The sequence below is a fragment of the Streptomyces sp. NPDC054849 genome, assembly GCF_053610945.1.
In genome coordinates, this window is the sequence record NZ_JBSGZI010000017.1 from 48,123 (window position 1) to 68,021 (window position 19,899).

Genomic DNA, 19,899 nt, shown 5'->3' on the forward strand with positions numbered 1-19,899 from the left:
GCGGGTGAGAGGGGGCGCGGACTAGCGTGGCTGTATGGAAGAGCTGCGCGAGCGCCCGGGTCCCCCGTGGCGGCAATGGGTGGAGCGGACCGGGCGGGGCCCGGCCTGGCGCTCGGCGCTGCTCGTCGCCGTCATCGCGCAAATCGGCGCGGGATGGGCCGCCCAGACGCAGAGCGGGCGGGTGGCACTCGACGGCTTCGCGCGGCTCCTGCTGCTGCTCGGGCCGGCACTGCTCGTCGTGCGGTACCGGTATCCGGTGGCCGTGGCATACGGAGTCGGCGTCGTCACCCTGGTCTACGTCGCAGCCGGGTATCCGTACGGGCCTGTCTTCCTCAGCCTGGCCGTGGCCTGCTTCGCCGCGGTCGTCGCCGGACACGCCGGGCGGCCTGGGGGGCCATCGGCCTCCTCTGGACCGGCCATCTGCTCACCGGCCACTGGCTGTACCGATGGCTGCCGCCCGCCGGGGACGGACCGACCCCCTGGCCCCGGGAAGCGGGCATCACCGCATGGGTGCTCGCGATCCTCGCCGTCTCCGAGCTGGTCCGGGTACGCCGGGAGCAGTGGGCCCGTGAGCGGGCCGAGCGGGTGGCGGCCGACATACGCCGGGTGGACGAGGAGCGGCTGCGGATCGCCCGTGAACTGCACGACGTGCTCGCCCACAGCATCTCGCTGATCAACGTCCAGGCGGGGGTCGGGCTGGCGCTGCTCGACTCCGATCCCGGGCAGGCCCGTACGGCGCTCACCACCATCAAGGAGGCGAGCAGGGAGGCGCTGGGCGAGGTCCGGCAGGTCCTGGACACCCTACGCTCCCCCGGTGAGGCGCCACGCACCCCCGCGCCCGGTCTCGACCGCCTCCCCGAGCTCGTAGAGCAGGCGGCAGCGGCCGGGCTCGGCGTGGAGATCGCGGCCGAAGGGAAGGCCCGGACGCTGGCTCCCGGTGTGGACCTCGCCGCCTTCCGCATCGTGCAGGAGGCACTCACCAACGTGGTGCGGCACTCCGGTTCGCGCACCGCCCGCGTCCTCCTCACCTGGCAGGCGCACGCCGTGGAGCTGCAAGTGGACGACGACGGTCCGGCCACCGGCGGCGCCTCGGGCGGCCGTGGCAACGGGCTCGTCGGGATGCGCGAGCGGGCCATGGCCCTGGGCGGCTCCGTCGAGGCGGGACCACGTCCGGGCGGCGGCTTCCGCGTGATGGCGAGGCTCCCGCTCAAGGCCGCCGCGTTCGAGGAGGATCCGTGATCCGCGTGCTGCTCGCCGACGACCAGATGCTCGTGCGGGCCGGGTTCCGGGCGCTGCTCGACGCCCAGCCCGACATCGAGGTGGCGGGCGAGGCCGCCGACGGCGATCAGGCCGTGCGGCTCATGCGGGAGCTGCGCCCCGACGTCGTGCTCATGGACATCCGGATGCCGGTGCGGGACCGGCTCGCCGCCACCCGCACGATCACCGAGGACAGGTCGCTGGCCGCCGTGCGCGTGGTCATGCTCACCACCTTCGAGCTCGACGAGTACGTCTTCGAGGCGATCCGGTCCGGCGCCCCCCGGCTTCCTGGTCAAGGACACCGAGCCGGAGGAGCTGCTGCGCGCGGTCCGGGCGGTGGTCGCGGGCGACGCGCTGTTGTCCCCGGGCGTCACACGCCGCCTGATCGCGGAGTTCGCGGCCCGCTCCAAACGGCCCGCCGGAGCGGCGGGCCTGGACCGGCTCACCGTCCGCGAACGGGAGGTGGTGGCGCTGGTGGGCATGGGCCTGTCCAACGAGGAGATCGCCCGCCGCCTGGTCGTCAGCCCGCTCACCGCCAAGACGCACGTCAGCCGGTCCATGGTCAAGCTCGCTGCCCGGGACCGCGCCCAGCTGGTCGTCCTGGCCTACGAGTCGGGGCTGGTCCGGCCCGGCTGGATCGGCTGACATCCACTGTCGCCGCCCGTGCCGGGCTGGCTCGGCTGACATCCACTGTCGCCGCCCGTGCCGGGCTGGCTCGGCTGACGTCCGCCGTCGCGCCCGTCCCCGTACTCCCGCGGAAGCAGGCGCGGTGCAGCCGGCTGTACGACGACCCGGCGCCCTCCCGCGGCCAGTCTTGGAGAGAGACGACACACCACTCTTTCCGAGGAGATGAACCGAGATGAACACCCTCACCACCCTCACCGCCCTCGCCCACGAGGGGCCCGGCCCGTGGATCCTGCTCTTCCCGCTGATCTGGGCGGCGGTCGTCGTCGGCGCCGTCACCGTGCTGCGGCGCACCGTGTGGCACGGCCGCCGAGCGCCGTGGCAGAACCGCGGGGAGGCGTACGGCGGGCACTCGCCGATCGCGATCCTCGGGCGGCGCTTCGCCTCCGGTGAGATCGACGAGGACGAGTACTGGCGGCGGCTGTCCGTCCTGGAGGAGCAGTTCGGCCGCCCGAAGGACGGTGCGTCCTGAGCGGCGTCATCCCCGGGCCGGCGCCTTCCGGGCTCAGGCCTGGGTGCAGACGCGGGTGCAGACGTGGGTGGTGGTGCTGCCCGAGGGCTCGATGTGGCGGACGGTCAGCCTGTCGTGCGCGAAGGTGACCGAGAGTCGCCGGCCGTCGCCCGCGGTCCTGGTGCGGGACCGTGTGGGCCTGGGTGCCCTGCTCCCGGGTGAGTGCCGCCGGGCCTTCGTGGGTCTCGATCGCCAGGACCCCGCTCCCGTGCAACCGGTAGCCGCCCTGCCAGGGGCCCGCCTTGCCGCCCCATTCGATGGTCCAGGAGTGGAGGTCGACTGTGGCCTTGCTCCGGGCGACGTCGCCGCCCGCCATGGTCGACTCGATGGTCCAGCCGCCCTTGACGAACGCCTCGAAGAAACGGTCCAGTAAACCCGGCCTGGTGGGGCTGCCGTGGTGGCGGACGGCTGGTGGGGGCGCCACCGAGGTCGGGGCAGCGCCATCAGCCGCCGCCTCGACGTCCTGTGGGCCCTCATCCGCGACCACCCAACTTTTGGCGTCCTACCACCTCAGCGCGGTCTCACCGTGGGCTCTCCCTGTTGCCTGGACGGCGCGTGCTTGCTGCCGCGGTGCGTCTCAGTTCCTGATGAGAGGCTCGTAGGGGTGGCCCTCCGGCGTGAAGATGAGGACGAACTTCTCTCCCATCCGAACAGCTACCTCCCGCAAGCGGGCCAAGACCTCTGCCTGGGCCGGCAGGTCGAGGCCCAGGGCTGCCGCGGCACGGTCTCTCCGGGCCACGAGATCCGGCATGTCCTCCAGGTACTCGGCCACGAGCCCGCGACTCTCCTCGTCCGTGAACGCCTGGCAGTCGCGCCACCATGGGGCGACCAGCAGCAGCCGCAGGAGCTCGGGCAGGCCGATCGCAACCAGAGCCGCACCTCCTACGGAGTCGGCATAGAGGATGGGACGGTCCTCGCCACCTTCACCGCAGAAGAAGTACGTGCCTCCGGCGCCGTCGCCGGCGAAACCCTCGAGCGCGGCGCCCGAGGCGAGGTGGACTTCTTCGACATGGTCGCCTCGGTCCAGGTCGAAGTCACCCGGCCAAGCGAGAAAACGGGCAGCTTCGTCCTGTTCACGGACGGCAGCGATCAACGATTAACCTGATGCGACGCGGGCTGCCCGCGAGCCCCTCGGCACCCCGCCCCTGTTTCCTGCCGCCCTGCCCGCCCAGGCCTGGGGCACGGCCGCACCTCAGGCGGCTGCCGCCGCGGCCGTTCCGCTCCCGAACGCCGCGCCCACTCCGGACAGATGCCTGGATGGCTGCGGAGCGTTTCGCGCGCCGCAGCGCCGGCCTCGCCGCCTTCGGCAACGGACATCTCCAGACAGCGCCGGTGGAGCTTGCCCCAGCGGTCGGGTCATCTACGAACGAAGGGAAGATCAACACGCCACGTCGTCAGACGCCGGACGCCCCGCCACGGCAGCTCAGCACGTCGCCTCGCGGACGTCCTTTCCCTGCTCGGCAAACGCCTTGAAGTCCTGCATGTGCTGTCGCGACTGCTTGCGGAAGGCGCCCGGCATCAGAAGTCCCACCAGCTTCATCAGAAAGCCGCTGAACCGGTATTCGTTTTCGCTCTCCCAGAGCGTCGTTTCCGGGCCGGCCTCGGTCAGTCGGTCGCGCACGGCGCTCCACATGCCCTCGCCGACGATCTCGCGGTCGAAGTGAACGACGCTCGTTTTCGGGATCTCGCGCAGGTCTGCCGGTTCCCGGCGTGTGATGGTCTCGGTGCACTCGATCCTCCGCTGGCCCATCTGCATCACGACCCGCGACGTGGTGCCGAGCTGCCCGTGCTCCCCACTCAGCGGCTCGTGCACCACCAGGCCCCGCAGCCATTTCGGCAGGTGTGCCGGGTCGGCGAGCAGCTGGACCACCTTCTCCCGCGGCAGGGCGATCTCGATGGCGACGGTGTATTTCATGGTGCGCATCATTCTTTTCGTTCGGGACAACGTGCTTTTGTACTGCTCGTCGTGCTCCTCGGCCGAGGTCACTGCATTGTGTGTCCGTAGGGCCGCCACGTTCGCGTCCAGCGCAGGTCCCCACGTCGAGGTGGTCATGGCCGAGCTGGCGTCGGCGGCCCGGCCCCAGCGGAGTTTGGCCTCGACCCAGCCGGTCACGCGCCTGCAGTGGTAGGTGGTGGTCGGGGAGCCATTCGGCCGGGTCCTTGTCCGCCTTGGCCCGGTTCCCGTCACCGCCGCCGGGGCTCGGCCGTCGGCATAGGGCGCGTCGGCCGTCAGGGGAGGTCGTCGGTCGGCGGGTCCGCCTCGTACACGTGAGGGGTGTCCCACTCCCACTCCACCAGCTCTACGCCGCTGAGGACCACGTCGTCGGGGTCCGGCATGCCGGCCCGCCGCAGGAACTCGATGACGTCCTCGTCGGAGCGGGCGAGGCCGAGGGACTCTTCTCCGCTCGGGGTCCGCAGGGTCACCAGACGGCCTCCCGACGGGAAGATCCGGTGCACGACGACGGGCGCATGGTGCATACCCCCAGCCTCGCTCCGTCGGCCCGGCCCGGCACCCCGGGAGCTCAGGGCGTACGGCCGATGGTGGCGGCACGGTCCGGCGCGGCCGGAATGCGGAACATCGAGGGGTCGGGGTAAGTCGCCTTCTCCGCCTGCACGACCTCCTCTATCTCGGCCTTGAACGCGGGCTCGAAGAAGTCGACGGCCAGCAGGAGCCGCAGTCCCCGCAGGGTCGGCTCGAGCAGGGGGCGGGCCATCCGGGCCCCTCCGCCGGAGAGGCCGGTGAAACCGGCCCGGGCCGTCGCCGATCTTCCGCTCACGCGGTCCTCGAGGCCGGCGGCCGCGTAGCCGGCGATCAGTGCGAGTTCGGTGAGGAACTTGCGGGTGCCGAGTGCCATCTCCTCGGCGCCCTGCAGCGTCTGGACGGAACCGCCGGCCACCTTGAAGTCGTCGCTGTTCCGCTTGAGGCCGCGCGCCTCGTACACGGCGTGCGCCTCCTCGAAGAGCCGCCCCGCCTCGTCGACCGCCTTCATCGCCGTCACCAGCTGGTCGATGTCGATCTCGCGCTTCACGCTGCCTCCTGGTCCGGAACTGTGGTGCACAGACCGTAGGAGGCAAAGCGTCTCCGGCGGAACACCCCTGCGCGGGTCAGATTCGGGGCCTTCCGCCCAGCCCAGGACCCCTCTCCCGGCATCCGGGGCCAACTCGCCCCGCCCTTCTGCGGCTTGGATCCGTGACCGGCCCGGACCGCCCCGGCCGCATATGGCCTGAGTCGCACCTCCCGGGCGTCCCGCCCGGCCCGAAACGCCCCCCGGCCGGGCCTCGGGCGGGGATACTCGGACGCGTGGAACTGCACATCGATCACCGCTGGCTGCTGGAGCGGCAGGAGGGGCTGTTCAAGGACGTGGAGGTGGCCGACCACTCCGCTCTGGTCGCCGCCGTCGCCCGGCACCGGGTGAACACGCCCAGCCTGGAGGTGGACGACCCCGACGCCTACTGGCGTGCGGCCGCCCTGCTCGATGCGATCGTCCTGCTGCGGCCGCTCCCCGACTCCAACGAGTACTTCGCCTACGGGGTGGCCGTCGCGTACATCGAGGCCTCCGGCAAGGCGGTGGAGGCCTCGTACGAGCACTGGCGCGACCTCATCACCGACATCCGCATGCTGCGCGTCAGGGTCTTCGACGTGGCCGCCAGACTCCGCTCCTGGCAGCCCGCATAGGACCGCCCGCACCGCCGTGCCGCCTGCACCGCCATGCCGCCCGCACCATCGCGCCGCCCACGTCGCCGCGCCGCCCACGTCGCCGCGCCGCCCACGCCGTCCCCCCGCGCCCTCAGCGCTCGCCCGCGCCCTCAGCGCCGGCGCTGGGCGGGGGTGCCCACGAGGAGCGCGTCCGAGACGAGTCGCGCGCCGCGGGAGAGGCGGCTGAGCTGTTCCAGCTCCACCGCGTACATCTTGATCGAGTTCTCGATGACCGACTCGGCTATGCCCATCGTGGGCAGCTCCGCGCGGCTGGTCTGCAGAGCCGTCCGCACCGCGCGCATCTCGTGCTGCAGCTGGAGCTGGACGTGCCGGGCCAGGAGCGCATGGTGGCGGGTCAGCGTGAGGTAGCCGCCGTAACGGGCCGGGAGGAGGTCCCGCAGCCAGCGGGTGGCCGTGCGTTCCCAGTCGTGCGTCCCGGGCGCCTTGACCTGCATGGGCCAGTCCGGGCTGAGCGTAAACGTGGCCGTCTGGGGCATTCTCGTCACTTCCGAGTGGTGTCGAACTCTGATCGAGACGTTCTGGGGGCGGCCTCGGCCCAGGGGTTGACCGAGGCCGCCATGGGCGCTCTGCAGGATCCGAAAGCCTGGACTCGACACGCGGTCGCGACGTGAGGAGGTTCGTCGTGCCGCGCGTACGTTCGAGAGGACGTGGGGTCGTCCTCCTTGGCATCTGGTGGATCAGGAGCGCCGTCGCCAGTAAACATATATACCGTCGAGTAAGCAAGAGTATGAAAAATTTCATGCACCTCGACGACTGAATATCTCCTGGTGAAGTGGGCGGGAAGGCCTACAGGAAGAAGCCGTGCTGATCGGCCACGTGCTCGTAGTCCTCCAGGCGCGCCTGCGTCCGCTCGGGGTCCGCGTCGGCCATCGCCTGCAACAGCGCCGCGGACAGCATCCCGGGCGCCGCGTACGAGTCGAACACCAGGCGGGATCCGGTCCCCGCCGTCAAGGCCACGTCCGCCTCGTCCACCAGCGGCCCCAGCGTGGGATCCGTGATCAGGACCACACGCAGCCCCGTGCTGCGGGCTGCCCGGATGGCGGCCAGGGTCTCCTTGGCGTGCCGCGGCATGGCGAACGCGAGCACCCAGGTGCCGCCGGCCGCTCTGGACTGGAGCAGTGCGTCGAAGGCGACGCTGCCGCCGCGGGTCACCAGGCGGACGTCGGGGTGGATGCGCCGGGCGGCGTAGGCGAAGTACTCCGCCAAAGAGACCGAGATCCGCAGGCCGAGGACGGTCAGGGGCACCGAGGCGGCCAGTTCGCGGCCGATGTCCAGCACCTGGTTGGTGTCGGCGAGCAGCCGACGCACGTTCTCCAGGTTGTCGATCTCGGCGTCGACGGCCGCCTGCAGCTCGTTGCGGCGGATCTGCTCGCGGGTGTCCGTGGCGCCGGCGACCGCGCTCAGCGCGATCGGCTGGAGCACGTCGCGCAGGGCGGGGTAGCCGCTGAAGCCGAGGGAGGCGGCGAACCGGGTGACGGAGGGCTGGCTCACGCCCACCCGTTCGGCGAGCTCGGTGATCGAGAGGAACGCGGCTTCGGTGAGATGGTCGATCAGGTACTGGGCGATGCGGCGCTGGCCCGGGGACAGGCGGCGGCCGTCGAAGAGCGCGAGGAGCCGGTCGGCCGGAGGGCGGACCTCTTCGGACGACTGACCGCTCGGCTGGCCGCTCGGCTTGATCGCAGCCGCCTGTGCGCGTGCCCGCTGCCCCGATGACACCGGAGGGCCTCCTTCTCACGTCACTCGCGCTCCAACATAGCTCACGCCCTGTGGCCGATGATGATCAGTCCTGGGCGCGGGCGGTCACCGGGGCGTCGGTGCTGTCGCCCAGGAACTCGTACCAGCGGCGCTGGAGGCACAGGTAGCGGGTGTCGGCCTCGGCGAGGTCGAGGAAGGAGCCGATCGTCGCGGTGAGCCGCTCGCCGAGGGCAGCGTCGGCGAGTGCGCTGTCCTCGGTGAACGCGTGGTGGGCGTTGGCGAGGCTGAACATGTCGGGGTAGACGCGGGCGCCGAGGTGTTCCAGCGGTACGCGCAGGGCCCAGAGTCCGCGGTTGCCGCCGACCATCGAGGGCGAGGCCGACACGAGCAGGGTCTGCTTGTCCTTGAAGGGCTGCGGGCGGTAGCGGGAGACCCAGTCGATGGCGTTCTTCAGCACGCCCGGGACGGAGGCGTTGTACTCGGGCGAGGCGATGATCAGCGCCTGCGCGTCCTCGATCCGCCGGCAGAGGTCCAGGGCGCCCTTCGGCAGCCCCTCGCCGGCCTCCGCGTCGCCGTCGTACGGGGGCATCGGGAAGTCGCCCAGCGTGGCGGCGTCGGCCTCGGCGCCGGCCCTGACCACCTGGGCGGCGACCAGGGCCGCGAGGCGGGCGTTGACCGATCCGGTGCGCGAGGAGCCGGACAGGACGAGTGCGCGCAGGGATGCACGGGCGCGCACGTCGTCGTGCGGCCGCGCCGGATCCGCCGGGAAGTGGTCGTTGTCTGTCGGGTTCATGCCGTCTCCTGCTCTCTGCGCTGTCGGGCACGTGCAAGGAACCTGCGGTGGGCGGGCCACGCACGGCGGGACCCGCACACTCCGGTGTGCGGGTCCCGTCCGGGCCGCGGGTCACTTCGCGCCGGGGTTCTCCCAGCGGTAGAACTCGTGGGCCATGGCGTCCTTCGGGCTGCGCCAGGTCTCCGGGTTGTGCGGGCTGATGTAGGCGGTGAGCCGGTCGCTGAGGTCCCGGAACTCCGGGTGTTCGGTGACCTTCGCGATGGCCGGGCCGGGCGGCCGGTCCGCCTCGATCAGGTGCATGTAGACGTCGCCGAACTGGAACAGACTGCGGCGCGAGACCCCTACCAGGTGCGGCAGTTCCCCCGCATCCGAGGTCGCGAAGAGCTCGGCGATGTCGGGGGCCGACCCCGGCGCCATGCGGGCGACGATGAGGGCGCGGTGCATCTGGTTCATCCGGGTGGCTGCCTTTCGCTTCAGAGACGGCTGACGGCGGGAGTGCGGTTCTCGCGCTCGCGCTGCTCGATCTTGTCCCGGATGAGCGCCATCTGGATTGGGGAGTTGCGGTTGATGTTGTCGGTCATCCACGCGTCGTCCACCGGCGCGTCCGGCTTCATCGCGAAGTCCTGGGTCCACTTCATCCGGGTGCCACCGGGCACCTTGAAGTACTGCCAGTGGATGTCCATGTGCGCGAACGGGCCGGTTTCCACCCGCCGGGCCCGGACCGAGAGGGACTTGCGGTCGACCGTGCGCTCCGAGACCCAGCTCCACACCTTGCCGTTCTCGTCGGGGTGCATGGTGAGGCGGAACCGGGTGGTGTCCCCCTCCTGCTCGAGGATCTCGAGCGACGCGTATTCGCTGAACAGCTGCGGCCAGCTCGCGAGGTCGTTGGTCATCTCCCACACGACGTCCACGGGCGCGTTGACGGTGATCTCGTTCTCGGTGTGTCCTGGCATCTCAAGCTCCGGTCATCAGGCTGTTGTTGACGAGGTCGAGGAATTCCCCGGGGGTCTTGCAGCGGTCGGCGTCGGTGGGCAGTGCCCGCCCGCGCCGGTTCTCCAGTTCACCGACGATGCCGAGCAGGCCCAGCGAATCGAGGCCGTACTCGTCGAAGGCCGAGTCGGGACGGCGCGCCATCTCGGCCGGGTCGACGGTGATGCCGGCGGTCTTCATCAGCGCCGCCAGCTCCTCCAGGGTCAGTCGGTCGGACATGCGGGTTCTCCTTCCTGCGAGGGGACTGCGACGGGTCCCGCCGAACCACTCCGACTACGTGGTCGCCGGGGAGCCTTTGCGGATGACGAGTGCGGAGTTCGATCCCATCCGGCCGCGGCTGAGGACGAGTGCGGTGCGCAGCTCCGCGGAGCGGGCGCTGCCGGTCACCACGTCGAGGTCGTGGCACACGTCGTAGACGTTCGGGGTCGGCGGCACGACGCCGTGCTCCAGCGCCAGGACCGCGGCCGCGGTGTCGAGGGCGGGCGCCGCACAGTACGCCCGGCCGGTACCGGACTTGGGGGCCGTCACCGGCACCTTCTGCCCGTGTCCGCCGAGGGCGTCGGCGATGGCGGCCGCCTCCGCCGTGTCGGCCTCCGGGGTTCCGAGGGCGTCGGCGAAGACCACGTCGATCTCCTCGGGAGCGCACGCGGCCTCCCGCAGGGCGCCGCGGATGGCGTGGGCCAGCCCCTCGCCGGACTCGTCCCGTCGCCGGGTGCCGGTGAAGGTCGCGGCGTGGCCCGCCAGGACGGCGCGTACGGTGGCGCCGCGGCGGCGGACCTCGTCCTCGTCCTCGACGACGAACATCGCGCCGCCCTCCGCGGGGACGAACCCGCAGGCCTTCGCGGTGAACGGCCGGTAGGCGCGCTCGGGGTCGTCCAGGGTGCTCAGTCCCTCGTACTCCAGCTGGCAGACGATGGAGTACGGCGCGAGGGGTGCCTCCGTGGCCCCGACCAGCATGGCCCGGCTGCCCTGGCGGATCGCCCGGGCGGCGTGCGCGAAGGCGTCCAGCCCGCCCGCCTCGTCGCTGGCCACGACCCCGCAGGGGCCCTTCAGCCCGCGGCGGATGGAGATCTGGCCGGTGCTCGCCGCGTAGAACCAGGCGATCGACTGGTACGGGCCCACGAACCGCGGCCCCTGCTCCCAGAGGTGCTGCAGCTCGCGCTGGCCGAACTCGCCGCCGCCTGAGCCGGCTGCGGTGACGACGCCGACGGAGAAGGGGTCGTCCTCGTAGTCGGCCCGGCCGAGCCGGGCGTCCACCAGGGCGAGATCGGCCGCGGCCAGGGCGTGGTGGGTGAAGCGGTCGGTCTGGACGAGGAAGCGGTCCTCGACCATGGCGCCCGGGTCGAAGCCCCGGACCTCGCCCGCGACGCGCAGCGGCAGGTGCTCGCACCCCGCCCGGGTGACGCGGTCCAGCACACTGACGCCGGACTGGGTCGCCTTCCAGAAGGCGTCGGCGCCCACGCCGTTGGGCGCGATGACCCCGATGCCCGTGATGACCGTACGGCTGGTCACGAGACCTCCTCTTTCGGCCGGGTCATGACCACGGCGGACTGGAAGCCGCCGAAGCCGCTGCCCACGGAGAGCACGCTGCGCAGTTTCCGGCCGCGGGCGACGCGGGGCACGTAGTCCAGGTCGCACTCGGGGTCGGGCGTCTCGTAGTTCGCGGTCGGCGGTACCACCTGGTGGGTCATGGCGAGTACGCAGGCCGCGAGTTCGATCGCTCCGATGGCGCCGAGGGAGTGACCCACCATGGATTTGATGGAGGTCATCGGCGTCTTGTAGGCGTGGTCGCCGAGGACCCGCTTGACGGCCGCCGTCTCGTGGCGGTCGTTCTGCTTGGTGCCGGAACCGTGCGCGTTGACGTAGTCGATCTCGTCGGCGCGGATACCGGCCTGGGCCAGGGCGGTTTCGATGGCCCGGGCCATCTCCAGGCCCTCGGCGGTCAGCCCGGTCATGTGGTGGGCGTTGCCGAAGGTGGCGTACCCGCCGATCTCGCAGTAGACGGTCGCACCGCGGGCGCGGGCGTGTTCCAGCTCTTCGAGTACGAGGACGGCGCCGCCCTCGCCGAGGACGAACCCGTCCCGGTCTGCGTCGAACGGCCGGGAGGCGTGGGCCGGGTCGTCGTTGTTCGGCGAGGTCGCCTTGATGGCGTCGAAGCAGGCCACGGTGATCGGCGATATGGGTGAGTCGGAGGCGCCGGCGATGCACACGTCCATCCGGCCCTCCGCGATGGAGTGGACGGCGTACCCGATGGCGTCGAGTCCGGAGGTGCAGCCGGTGGAGACGGTCTGGACCGGGCCGCGCGCGCCCGTCTCCTCCGCGACGGCGGAGGCGAGGGTGGCGGGCGTGAAGGCCCGGTTCAGGTGGGGCCCGGCGCGCTTCTCGTCCACATCCCACCAGGCGCCGGACTGGCTCACGGCGACGTAGTCGTGCTCCAGTCGGGTGGTGCCTCCGACTGCCGTGCCGAGGGACACGCCGGTCCGCCAGGCCTCGTCCGTGGTGAGGTCGAGGCCCGCGTCGCGGACGGCCTCACGGGCGGCGACGAGGGCGAACTGGATGTACCGGTCCGCCCGGGCCGTCTCGTCCTCGCCGAGGCCGTGCGCGGCGGGGTCGAAGTCGACCTCCGCGGCTATCCGGGAGCGGAATCCCGTCGGGTCGAAAAGACTGATGCCCCGTGTCGCGGTACGGCCGTTCGACAACAGGTCCCAGAAGTCGCGGACGCCGATGCCGCCGGGTGCGACGACGCCGACTCCGGTGACGGCCACCCGCCGGCGGGTCATGAGACCACCCCCGTGCGGTCCGGCGGCTGCTCCCAGGCGGTGCCCTCCGGGTGCGGGGCCTGCTCGGTGTCCACGTGCCCGAGCTCGGGGCGCGGGGCGAGCGGGCCGAGGTGGAAGACCATGCGGGCCTCGGTGTCCCCGACGTTGCGGAACCGGTGGCGCACGTTGAGGGGGACCAACAGCCCCTGGTCGGTGCGCAGCGGGTGGGTCTCGCCGTCGAGGTCGACCTCCAGCCGGCCGCTGACCACGTACACGAACTCCTCGGAGTACGGGTGGTAGTGCTCGGCGATCGACTCGCCGGGGGCCATGAGGGCCAGACCCATGAAGCCGCTGGTGGAACCCACCGAGGTCGGGGTGAGCACGGCCCTCAGGTCACCGCCGCGCCGGCGGTTCGGCGGCGTCTCGCTGAGGTCCACGATGCGTGGGCGCTGTTTGGTCATGGCGGGTTCCTCCTGGCGTGTGGTCAGGGCCTGGCGCGGATGCGGGGATGGGGTGGGGGATGAGGGGAGAGGGGTTGAGGGGAGGGAGCCGGGGGCTCGGGGAACGGTGGACCGGGGAGGATCAGGACTGCGCGGGGGCCCGGCGGTCGGAGATCAGGTTCATGGTGTGGTGCGCGGCGCGGACCCGCCCCTCGGCCGGGGCCGTCAGCCGGTCGAGCACCGCTGCCTTGCGCGGCCCCGAGACGCCGAAGGTGGTCTCCGGCTCGGCGTCGAGCGGGCCGCGCACGTCGATGAGACGGACGACGATGTCGTCACGCTGGAAGATGCTGCTGCTCCGAACGGGGCTCGCCGGGCGGTGTGCGGCCGCCTCGTCCTGCCGGGCGAGGAACTTGGCGAGGGCCGTACCGCAGCCGGGCTTGGCCTGGTAGAAGAGCGCGTGCCGCTGCACGTCGGCGGAGTCGGGCTCCGGCGCGGCGATGTGGTGGACCGCCGGGAGCGCGGCGCGCATGAAGAACATCCGGGCGGACTCGGGGTCGTTCAGGTTCCGGTCCTGTTCGAGGTGGGGATTGATGGCCTCCTCGACCGCGCGCACCTCAGGCTGCTCGGAGACGTGCCGCAGGGCCGTCACCAGGTCACCCTGGACCTCCACCGTCCGTACGACCCGGTTGCCGTGCATGAAGAGCGACGTACGGCACAGGCGGGTGTGGTCGTCGACACGGGCCGCCGGCGAGGCGTAGCTGGAGAGGATGTCCGCCACCTGCTTCTCGCTGCCCGGCTTGACGGTGAAGGTGAGGGCGTGGCGCACGATCCCGGCGCCCAGGCGGGGGGTGGACTGCAGGCGCGCCGTGACGGGGCGGGCCGCATGGTCGTAGCCGCGGCCGGTCTCGCGCAGGACGGTGAACTTGAGCGGGCGCATCGTGCGGGCGCACGCCCCCAGCGGCTTCACCTGTTCGGCGTGATGCTCGCTGTTGACCCACGCGAGGTACTGCGGGGCGCTCTCCCACTCGCTGGTGATGAGCCACTGCGAAGGGTCCTCGAAGGACTGGCACAGCTGGTCGCTGATGTGGCCCGGGACCGACGCGATGTCGTGGCGGAGCTGCTCGTACGCCTCGAAGAACCGCTGCTGGGTCCCCTCGTGGAGATCCATCAGCAGCACGACCCGGAGCATGGAGCCGTCGAAGGCTGACTGCGACACCCGTTCGGACAGGGTGGTTGTCATCTACTCACTCCTTCATGAGGGGGTGGAGATCCATCGCGTACGGACCCCTCGTCCGTCACCGGTGGCGACCGCCCGGGCCGGCGGCCGCCTCCAAGGGGGTGGCAGGCCGGCGCGTCTCAGGGGGAGCCGCTGTCGCTCATCGTCATCCGGGTGGCGACGTACCGCTACATGTCCGGATCAAGCGGGTGACAACCGGCGAATCAACCGGGCCTTATCTCGGATCGGGGGCATAAAGAGTCCACTCCCCCACACAGAAAACAGGAGCCCGCAGCTGATGGAAGACAACGCCGATGTTCGCGTACCGGTTCTCGTCGTGGGCGGCTCCCTCGTGGGCCTGTCCACCTCGCTTTTCCTGAGCCGCCACGGAGTGAGGCACCTGCTGGTCGAGAAGCACTCCGGTACGTCCCCGCACCCGCGCGGCCGTGGCATCAACGCCCGGACGATGGAGCTGTTCCGCACAGCCGGGGCGGAGCGCGCGATCCGCCGGGCGGCGTCCGTACTGGAGGGCATTGAGGGCATTCTGCAAGCCCGTTCACTGACCGACAGGAGCGACCACAACTGGCTGATCAAGTCGATCGATCCGTCCGGGGCGCTGGCCCGCTTCAGTCCGACCGGCTGGTGCCTGTGCAGCCAGAACAACATCGAGCCGGTGCTGGCCGCGCAGAGCCGCGCGCAGGGCGCCGACATCCGGTTCTCCACCGAACTGATGAGCTTCGACCAGGACGCCACGGGGGTGAACGCCGTGGTGAAGGACCGCAAGACGGGCGAGCACGTCACGGTGCGCGCCGACTTCCTGATCGCGGCGGACGGTCCGCGCAGCCCCGTCAGGGAAGCCCTCCGGATCCCCCAGACGGGTAACGGAGAGCTGTTCCACAACGTCAGCGTCACGTTCCGCTCGGAGCAGCTGGTCAAGGTGCTGGGCGATCTGCGCTTCATCGTCTGCTACCTGATGCGGCCGGGGGCGGACGGGGCGCTGCTGCCGGTGGACAACCAGACCCAGTGGGTCTTCCACGCCCCCTGGCACCCGGACCAGGGCGAAACCCTGGAGGACTTCACCGACGAGCGGTGCGTGGATCAGATCCGCGAGGCGATCGGCGTACCCGACCTGGATGTGGAGATCGGCGGCAAGGCGCCGTGGCATGCCGCCGAACGGGTGGCGGAGCAGTATTCGACCGGACGGGTGTTCCTGGCCGGTGATGCGGCCCACGAGATGTCCCCCACCGGGGCCTTCGGCTCCAACACGGGCATCCAGGACGCCCACAACCTGGCGTGGAAGATCGCCGCGGTGCTGGAGGGGTCGGCAGGCATCGAGCTGCTCGACACCTACGAGGCCGAGCGACTGCCGGTCGCCCGGGCCACCAGCGAGCGGGCGTCGGCCCGTTCGGCGGAACACAGCCACCCCGGGTACGCGCCGCCGCCCACCATGGGCGGCGGGCCGGGCAGCGGGGTCCTCACCACCGCCATGGGCTACTGCTACCCGCAGGGCGCCTTCGTGGGCGGGGAGCCCGGACGGCCCGTCATCCCGGAGACGCTGCGGATGACCGGCGACACCGGGACCCGGGCCCCGCACATGTGGCTGACCAGGGGCGGTGAGCGGCTCTCCACCCTGGACCTGTACGAGCGCTCCTTCGTACTGCTCAGCGCGGCGGGGACGCCGTGGCGGGCGGCCGCGGAGCAGGTCGCCGAGGAACTGCCGGCGCGGCTGGACGCCTACACCATCGGCTCCGGGCCGGATGCCGACCTGGTCCAGGAGGGCGCGGCCGACTGGACCGAGGTCCACCGGATGAGCGCCGAGGGCGCCGTGCTCGTACGGCCGGACGGGTTCGTGGCCTGGCGCTCCGAAGGCGCCGTGGCCGACCCCCGGGCGGCCCTGCACGAGGTCCTCTCTACGGTGCTGCGCCGGGCGTGACCACCTCGTCCCCCCTTCCGCCGGCCCTGCGGGCGGCCGGCGGAAGGGGCTCAGCGGCAGGCCCAGCAGCCTGCCCAGCAGCCGGCGTCCGGCCGGACGGTGCGGCGGCGGCCGGACCCGGAGTCCGCGCCGCTCGCGGCGTCGTGCTCACGGTCGCGGCCGAGGGAGTTCCGATGCGCGTAACACGCGATGACGACCGCTATGGCGGCCAGTTCCTCAGGGGCGGCCACGCCCCTCTCCACACGCAGCAGGCTCGCTATCGGGACATCGTTCGACATCGGCACGGCCTCTCTCACGGGGGCTGCGCGTGCGCCCGGTCGCGTCGCGAGGGGCGGACCGGTTCGGCGTCGACGCGGGCGGCACACGGGTGGCTCGGCGCGCTGACGGGACGTGTTCCGCATGCGCGAACCGGCCGGGGGACTCCTGTCGGATCACCAGGACTCCTGTCGCGACCGACGCTACAAGCGCGCGGTGGACCCGGCACGCCGGGGAAGAGCCCGGTCCGCTCCTCCAGGTCGCGCTCCGGGCGGGGTTCGGGCCGCACCGTCCGCGCGGCCGTGGCACTCCCGGCGCTCCCGGCGGACCGGCCGTGACCGGCCACCGGCCCCTGCTCTGCCGGGGCTGCTCCGGCCATCTGTACGCCGTCTGCACCGTGGACCACGCCGGCGGGAACGTGGTCGGGCAGTGGGAGGTCGACCACGAGACGCCCGTGCCGTGCCCGCTGGCCGGGCTGCTGCCGCTGACCGGGACGGCGGCGTCCGTCCACGAGCTCCCCGGTGCCGAGGAGGTGCTCGGCCCGCCGCGTTGAGGCGCGGGGGTTGGGCCGCATGGGTGAGACCGCCGTCCGGCACCGTCCGTCCGGCACCGTCCGGTCGCCGCGGCCATGTCGCCGCTCAGCCGCCGCCATGTCGCCGCTCGGGTCCCGGGGGCGGTGTCGCGGCCGTGTCCCGGCGGCCCGCGTCGCGGCGGAAGCTTCGCGGCGCAAGTTTCGCGGCATGTCGCGGCGGCATCGCAGCCGTTTCGCGCGCGGGTCGCTGCCGGTTCCGCGGGCGGCCTCGCAGCGGTCCTCGACGCGCGCGCATTCACTGGTTGAACTCCCCCTCCCCGCAGGCCCTTTCCAGGTTCCATCTCTTGACGCCCGCGAGGGCGCGGAGCACAGTGTCCAGCGGCCACCCTTGAGAGCGCTCTCAGAACGGTGGCCCCCGGCTCTTCCCCGCACCCGCGCCTCACCGCGCTTCAGAGAGGGCACCCATGCGTGAGATATCCGGCAGCAGACGACCGACGGTCCGGCGGGCCGTCCTGGCCGCGCTGAGCACGATCGCCGTGGTCGCGGCAGCGGCCGCCGGCGTCACCCTGCCCGCCAACGCCGCGGCTCCCCCCACACCGGCCGGCTGGTCCCGGGTGTTCCTGGACGACTTCGACGGACCCGCCGGATCGGGCGTGAACACCGCCGAGTGGCAGTACACCACCGGCACCAGCTACCCGGGCGGACCCGCCAACTTCGGTACCGGCGAGATCGAGACGATGACCGCCGACCCCTCCAACGTCTCCCTCGACGGCGCGGGCAACCTGCGCATCACGCCGCGGCGCGACGCGGCCGGCAACTGGACGTCCGGCCGCATCGAAACCCGGCGGGCCGACTTCCAGCCCCCGGCGGGCGGCACGCTCCGCACCGAGGCGCGCATCCAGATGCCGAACGTGACCGGCCCGGCGGCCAGGGGCTACTGGCCGGCGTTCTGGATGCTCGGTACCCCCTACCGGGGCAACTGGTGGAACTGGCCCGGCATCGGTGAGATCGACATCCTCGAGAACGTCCAGGGCATCAACACCGTCTGGGCCACCCTGCACTGCGGCACGAGCCCCGGAGGTCCCTGCAACGAGACGTCCGGCATCGGCGGCCAACACGTCTGCCCGGGCACGAGCTGCCAGGCCGGCTTCCACACCTACGCCGTGGAGTGGGACCGCTCGACCGCGGTCGAGGAGATGCGCTTCTACGTCGACGACGTCAACTTCCACACGGTACGGGCGAATCAGGTCGACGCGACCACCTGGACCAACGCCACGAACCACGGCTACTTCATCATCCTCAACGTGGCCATGGGCGGCGGCTTCGTCGACGCCTTCGGCGGCGGTCCCGACGCGGGTACCGAGCCCGGCCATCCCATGGTCGTCGACTACGTGTCCGTCCTGCGTTCGACCGGAGGCACGACGCCGCCCACCACACCTCCCACCACACCGCCGACCACTCCGCCGACGACGCCCCCGACCACCCCGCCGCCCGGCAACCGCGACGCGTACACCGCGATCCAGGCCGAGTCGTACGACGGCCAGGCGGGCGTGCTCAAGGAGTCCACCGCGGACGCGGGCGGCGGCCAGGACATCACGACGATCGGCAACGGCGACTGGGCCCTGTTCAGGGCCGTCGACTTCGGTTCCGCACCGGCGACGCAGTTCTACGGGCGCGTGGCGAGCGGCGCGGCCGGCGGGGTCAGCGGGCTCGTCGAGGTACGGCTCGACAGCCGGAGCGCCGCGCCGGTCGGGAGCTTCTCGATCGCGGGCACGGGCGGGTGGCAGAGCTGGCGTACGGTGCCCGCGAACATCGCCGCGGTCACGGGCACGCACGACGTCTACCTGACCTTCACCAGCGGCCAGCCCGCCGACTTCGTGAACGTCAACTGGTTCAACTTCGGACACTGAGCGGAGAGCGGCGCACGCCTGCACCCTCGCACCCGCGCTCCCCCACACCGGCCGCCCCGGCGGGCGGCGTGACGGGCCCCTCGACGAGACGCACCGCGGGTGCGGGGGGGCGCGGGGCGGGCGCGGCGCCGACGCGGTGCGGGCGTACACCTCGGCAACGCCGGCACCGTCCGGCCGCCTGGGTGTGGCGCCGGATCAGAGCCGGCGGTTCTCGGTCCACGCACGGAGCTTCTCCGGGTTGCGGACCGCCCAGATGCGGGTGATGCGGTCTCCGGCGAGGCCGAACGCGGCCACGGTCACGGTGACGCCGGTGTGTTGGGCGACCAGTCCGGGGCGGCCGTTGACCGTCCGCTCCAGGAGCGTCAGTCCAGGAGCCTTGTCGGCGATGTGGATCAGATAGGCGGCGATGAGCTCGCTGCCCTCGACCGGGTGCAGGACGGTGCCGACCATGCCGCCACCGTCGGCGACCATCGCGGCGTCGGGGTCGAGGAGGCCGACGAGGGCCTCGATGTCCTTGGCCTCCCACGCCTCCTTGAAGTGCCGCACCAGACCGGCCTGCCCGGACGACGGAGCCACTGGGGCGTGCGCGTCCCGCACACGCCGACGGGCCGAGGACGCCAGCTGCCGACAGGCCGCGGGCGTGCGTCCGATGATCGCGGCGACCTCCGCGAAGGGGTACCTGAAGACGTCGTGAAGGATGAACGCCACGCGTTCGGCCGGCGTCATCGACTCCAGTACGACGAGGAAGGCCATGCTCACCGACTCGTCCAGGGTGATCCGGTCGGCGGGGTCGGCCGGCTCGGCCCTGCCGCCGCCCGTCCGTCCGCTGATCCACTCGGTACGGTCGGGCAGCGGCTCGGGTATCCACGCGCCGACGTAGTGCTCGCGCCGGACCCGCGCCGAGCCGAGCACGTCCAGGCACACCCGGCTGGCCACCGTCGTCAACCAGGCGCCGGGCGAGGCGATGGCCTCCTGTTGCCGCCGCGACATCGAGTACCAGCGGGCGTAGGCCTCCTGCACCGCGTCCTCGGCCTCGGCCAGCGAGCCGAGCAGCCGATAGGCAAGATTGATCAGCTGGCGCCGCTCGCCGACGATCACGCTCGGGCCTGGCTCAGACCGGTCGTGCGCCGGCTCGGACAATGTACTCATGTAGCGGCGCGCTCCCTGGTTTCCTCATCTGCTTCCGCCCCCTCACCCAAGGCGAAA

General features: G+C 71.9%; 21 protein-coding genes and 2 pseudogenes. 7 read left to right on the forward strand and 16 right to left on the reverse strand.

Translation table 11 applies throughout. The features are described 5' to 3' along the window. Positions 1-34: 34 nt before the first annotated feature. The 3 genes and pseudogenes from ACWGIF_RS10725 (at position 35) to ACWGIF_RS10735 (ending at position 2,413) form a co-directional block, all read left to right on the forward strand. Positions 35-1,239, forward strand: a pseudogene (locus ACWGIF_RS10725) (sensor histidine kinase). After that, positions 1,236-1,902, forward strand: a pseudogene (locus tag ACWGIF_RS10730) (response regulator). Before ACWGIF_RS10725 ends, ACWGIF_RS10730 begins: the two co-directional pseudogenes overlap by 4 nt. A 214-nt stretch (positions 1,903-2,116) precedes the next feature. Beyond that, a complete protein-coding gene (locus ACWGIF_RS10735) occupies positions 2,117-2,413 on the forward strand; it encodes an SHOCT domain-containing protein (protein ID WP_453494160.1) in 297 nt (98 codons plus the stop codon). A gap of 616 nt (positions 2,414-3,029) precedes the next feature. Here ACWGIF_RS10735 and ACWGIF_RS10740 read toward each other — a convergent pair. The 4 genes from ACWGIF_RS10740 to ACWGIF_RS10755 form a co-directional block, all read right to left on the reverse strand. Beyond that, positions 3,030-3,545 carry a hypothetical protein gene (locus tag ACWGIF_RS10740; RefSeq protein ID WP_453494163.1) on the reverse strand — a complete coding sequence of 172 codons (516 nt, stop codon included), beginning with the start codon at positions 3,543-3,545 and terminating at the stop codon, positions 3,030-3,032. A gap of 330 nt (positions 3,546-3,875) precedes the next feature. After that, positions 3,876-4,565, reverse strand: coding sequence for an SRPBCC family protein (locus ACWGIF_RS10745; protein WP_453494166.1), 690 nt, complete (start codon positions 4,563-4,565; stop codon positions 3,876-3,878). A gap of 116 nt (positions 4,566-4,681) precedes the next feature. After that, a complete protein-coding gene (locus tag ACWGIF_RS10750; RefSeq protein ID WP_453494169.1) occupies positions 4,682-4,930 on the reverse strand; it encodes a hypothetical protein in 249 nt (82 codons plus the stop codon). Positions 4,931-4,974: 44 nt separating this feature from the next. Then, a complete protein-coding gene (locus ACWGIF_RS10755) occupies positions 4,975-5,481 on the reverse strand; it encodes a hypothetical protein (RefSeq protein WP_453494172.1) in 507 nt (168 codons plus the stop codon). 272 nt (positions 5,482-5,753) lie between these two features. Between ACWGIF_RS10755 and ACWGIF_RS10760 the strand changes: the two genes are divergently transcribed. Next, complete coding sequence (locus ACWGIF_RS10760) at positions 5,754-6,128, forward strand: toxin Doc (protein WP_453494175.1); 375 nt, start codon at positions 5,754-5,756, stop codon at positions 6,126-6,128. 131 nt (positions 6,129-6,259) lie between these two features. Here the strand turns inward: ACWGIF_RS10760 and ACWGIF_RS10765 are convergent, their stop codons facing one another. The 10 genes from ACWGIF_RS10765 to ACWGIF_RS10810 all read right to left on the reverse strand — a co-directional run bounded on the left by ACWGIF_RS10765 (position 6,260) and on the right by ACWGIF_RS10810 (position 14,087). Further along, complete coding sequence (locus ACWGIF_RS10765) at positions 6,260-6,646, reverse strand: hypothetical protein (protein ID WP_453494301.1); 387 nt, start codon at positions 6,644-6,646, stop codon at positions 6,260-6,262. Between the two features lie 310 nt (positions 6,647-6,956). Next, the gene (locus tag ACWGIF_RS10770; RefSeq protein WP_453494178.1) at positions 6,957-7,886 is read right to left on the reverse strand and encodes a MurR/RpiR family transcriptional regulator; all 930 of its coding nucleotides are present in this window, start codon (positions 7,884-7,886) and stop codon (positions 6,957-6,959) included. A gap of 64 nt (positions 7,887-7,950) precedes the next feature. Continuing rightward, a complete protein-coding gene (locus ACWGIF_RS10775) occupies positions 7,951-8,583 on the reverse strand; it encodes an NADPH-dependent FMN reductase (RefSeq protein ID WP_453494304.1) in 633 nt (210 codons plus the stop codon). A 186-nt stretch (positions 8,584-8,769) separates the two neighbouring features. After that, on the reverse strand, positions 8,770-9,102 hold the full coding sequence (locus ACWGIF_RS10780) for a TcmI family type II polyketide cyclase (protein ID WP_453494307.1): 333 nt from the start codon (positions 9,100-9,102) through the stop codon (positions 8,770-8,772). Between the two features lie 29 nt (positions 9,103-9,131). After that, positions 9,132-9,611, reverse strand: coding sequence for an SRPBCC family protein (locus tag ACWGIF_RS10785; protein WP_453494181.1), 480 nt, complete (start codon positions 9,609-9,611; stop codon positions 9,132-9,134). 1 nt (position 9,612) lies between these two features. Continuing rightward, the gene (locus ACWGIF_RS10790; protein WP_453494184.1) at positions 9,613-9,867 is read right to left on the reverse strand and encodes an acyl carrier protein; all 255 of its coding nucleotides are present in this window, start codon (positions 9,865-9,867) and stop codon (positions 9,613-9,615) included. A 54-nt stretch (positions 9,868-9,921) separates the two neighbouring features. After that, positions 9,922-11,160 (reverse strand): beta-ketoacyl synthase N-terminal-like domain-containing protein, encoded by a 1,239-nt coding sequence (locus ACWGIF_RS10795; RefSeq protein WP_453494187.1) that lies wholly within the window; start codon positions 11,158-11,160, stop codon positions 9,922-9,924. Further along, on the reverse strand, positions 11,157-12,428 hold the full coding sequence (locus tag ACWGIF_RS10800) for a beta-ketoacyl-[acyl-carrier-protein] synthase family protein (RefSeq protein WP_453494190.1): 1,272 nt from the start codon (positions 12,426-12,428) through the stop codon (positions 11,157-11,159). The genes ACWGIF_RS10795 and ACWGIF_RS10800 overlap by 4 nt, the downstream gene beginning before the upstream one ends. Further along, complete coding sequence (locus ACWGIF_RS10805; protein ID WP_453494193.1) at positions 12,425-12,868, reverse strand: cupin domain-containing protein; 444 nt, start codon at positions 12,866-12,868, stop codon at positions 12,425-12,427. Before ACWGIF_RS10805 ends, ACWGIF_RS10800 begins: the two co-directional genes overlap by 4 nt. Positions 12,869-12,989: 121 nt before the next feature. Further along, complete coding sequence (locus ACWGIF_RS10810; protein WP_453494196.1) at positions 12,990-14,087, reverse strand: SchA/CurD-like domain-containing protein; 1,098 nt, start codon at positions 14,085-14,087, stop codon at positions 12,990-12,992. Between the two features lie 274 nt (positions 14,088-14,361). Between ACWGIF_RS10810 and ACWGIF_RS10815 the strand changes: the two genes are divergently transcribed. Further along, the gene (locus ACWGIF_RS10815; RefSeq protein WP_453494199.1) at positions 14,362-15,996 is read left to right on the forward strand and encodes an FAD-dependent oxidoreductase; all 1,635 of its coding nucleotides are present in this window, start codon (positions 14,362-14,364) and stop codon (positions 15,994-15,996) included. A gap of 50 nt (positions 15,997-16,046) precedes the next feature. On the opposite strand, the gene ACWGIF_RS10820 is transcribed toward ACWGIF_RS10815, so the two are convergent. Continuing rightward, positions 16,047-16,274, reverse strand: coding sequence for an acyl-CoA carboxylase subunit epsilon (locus ACWGIF_RS10820; RefSeq protein WP_453494202.1), 228 nt, complete (start codon positions 16,272-16,274; stop codon positions 16,047-16,049). Positions 16,275-16,585: 311 nt separating this feature from the next. Here ACWGIF_RS10820 and ACWGIF_RS10825 point away from each other — a divergent pair, with 311 nt between their 5' ends. Together ACWGIF_RS10825 and ACWGIF_RS10830 are read left to right on the forward strand one after the other, a co-directional pair. After that, a complete protein-coding gene (locus ACWGIF_RS10825) occupies positions 16,586-16,804 on the forward strand; it encodes a hypothetical protein (RefSeq protein WP_453494205.1) in 219 nt (72 codons plus the stop codon). Between the two features lie 443 nt (positions 16,805-17,247). Beyond that, entirely contained in the window at positions 17,248-18,693 is a 1,446-nt protein-coding gene (locus ACWGIF_RS10830; protein WP_453494207.1) for a glycoside hydrolase family 16 protein, read from the forward strand. Positions 18,694-18,888: 195 nt separating this feature from the next. Here the strand turns inward: ACWGIF_RS10830 and sigJ are convergent, their stop codons facing one another. Continuing rightward, positions 18,889-19,842, reverse strand: coding sequence for an RNA polymerase sigma factor SigJ (gene sigJ / locus ACWGIF_RS10835; RefSeq protein ID WP_453494210.1), 954 nt, complete (start codon positions 19,840-19,842; stop codon positions 18,889-18,891). Positions 19,843-19,899: the final 57 nt, after the last annotated feature.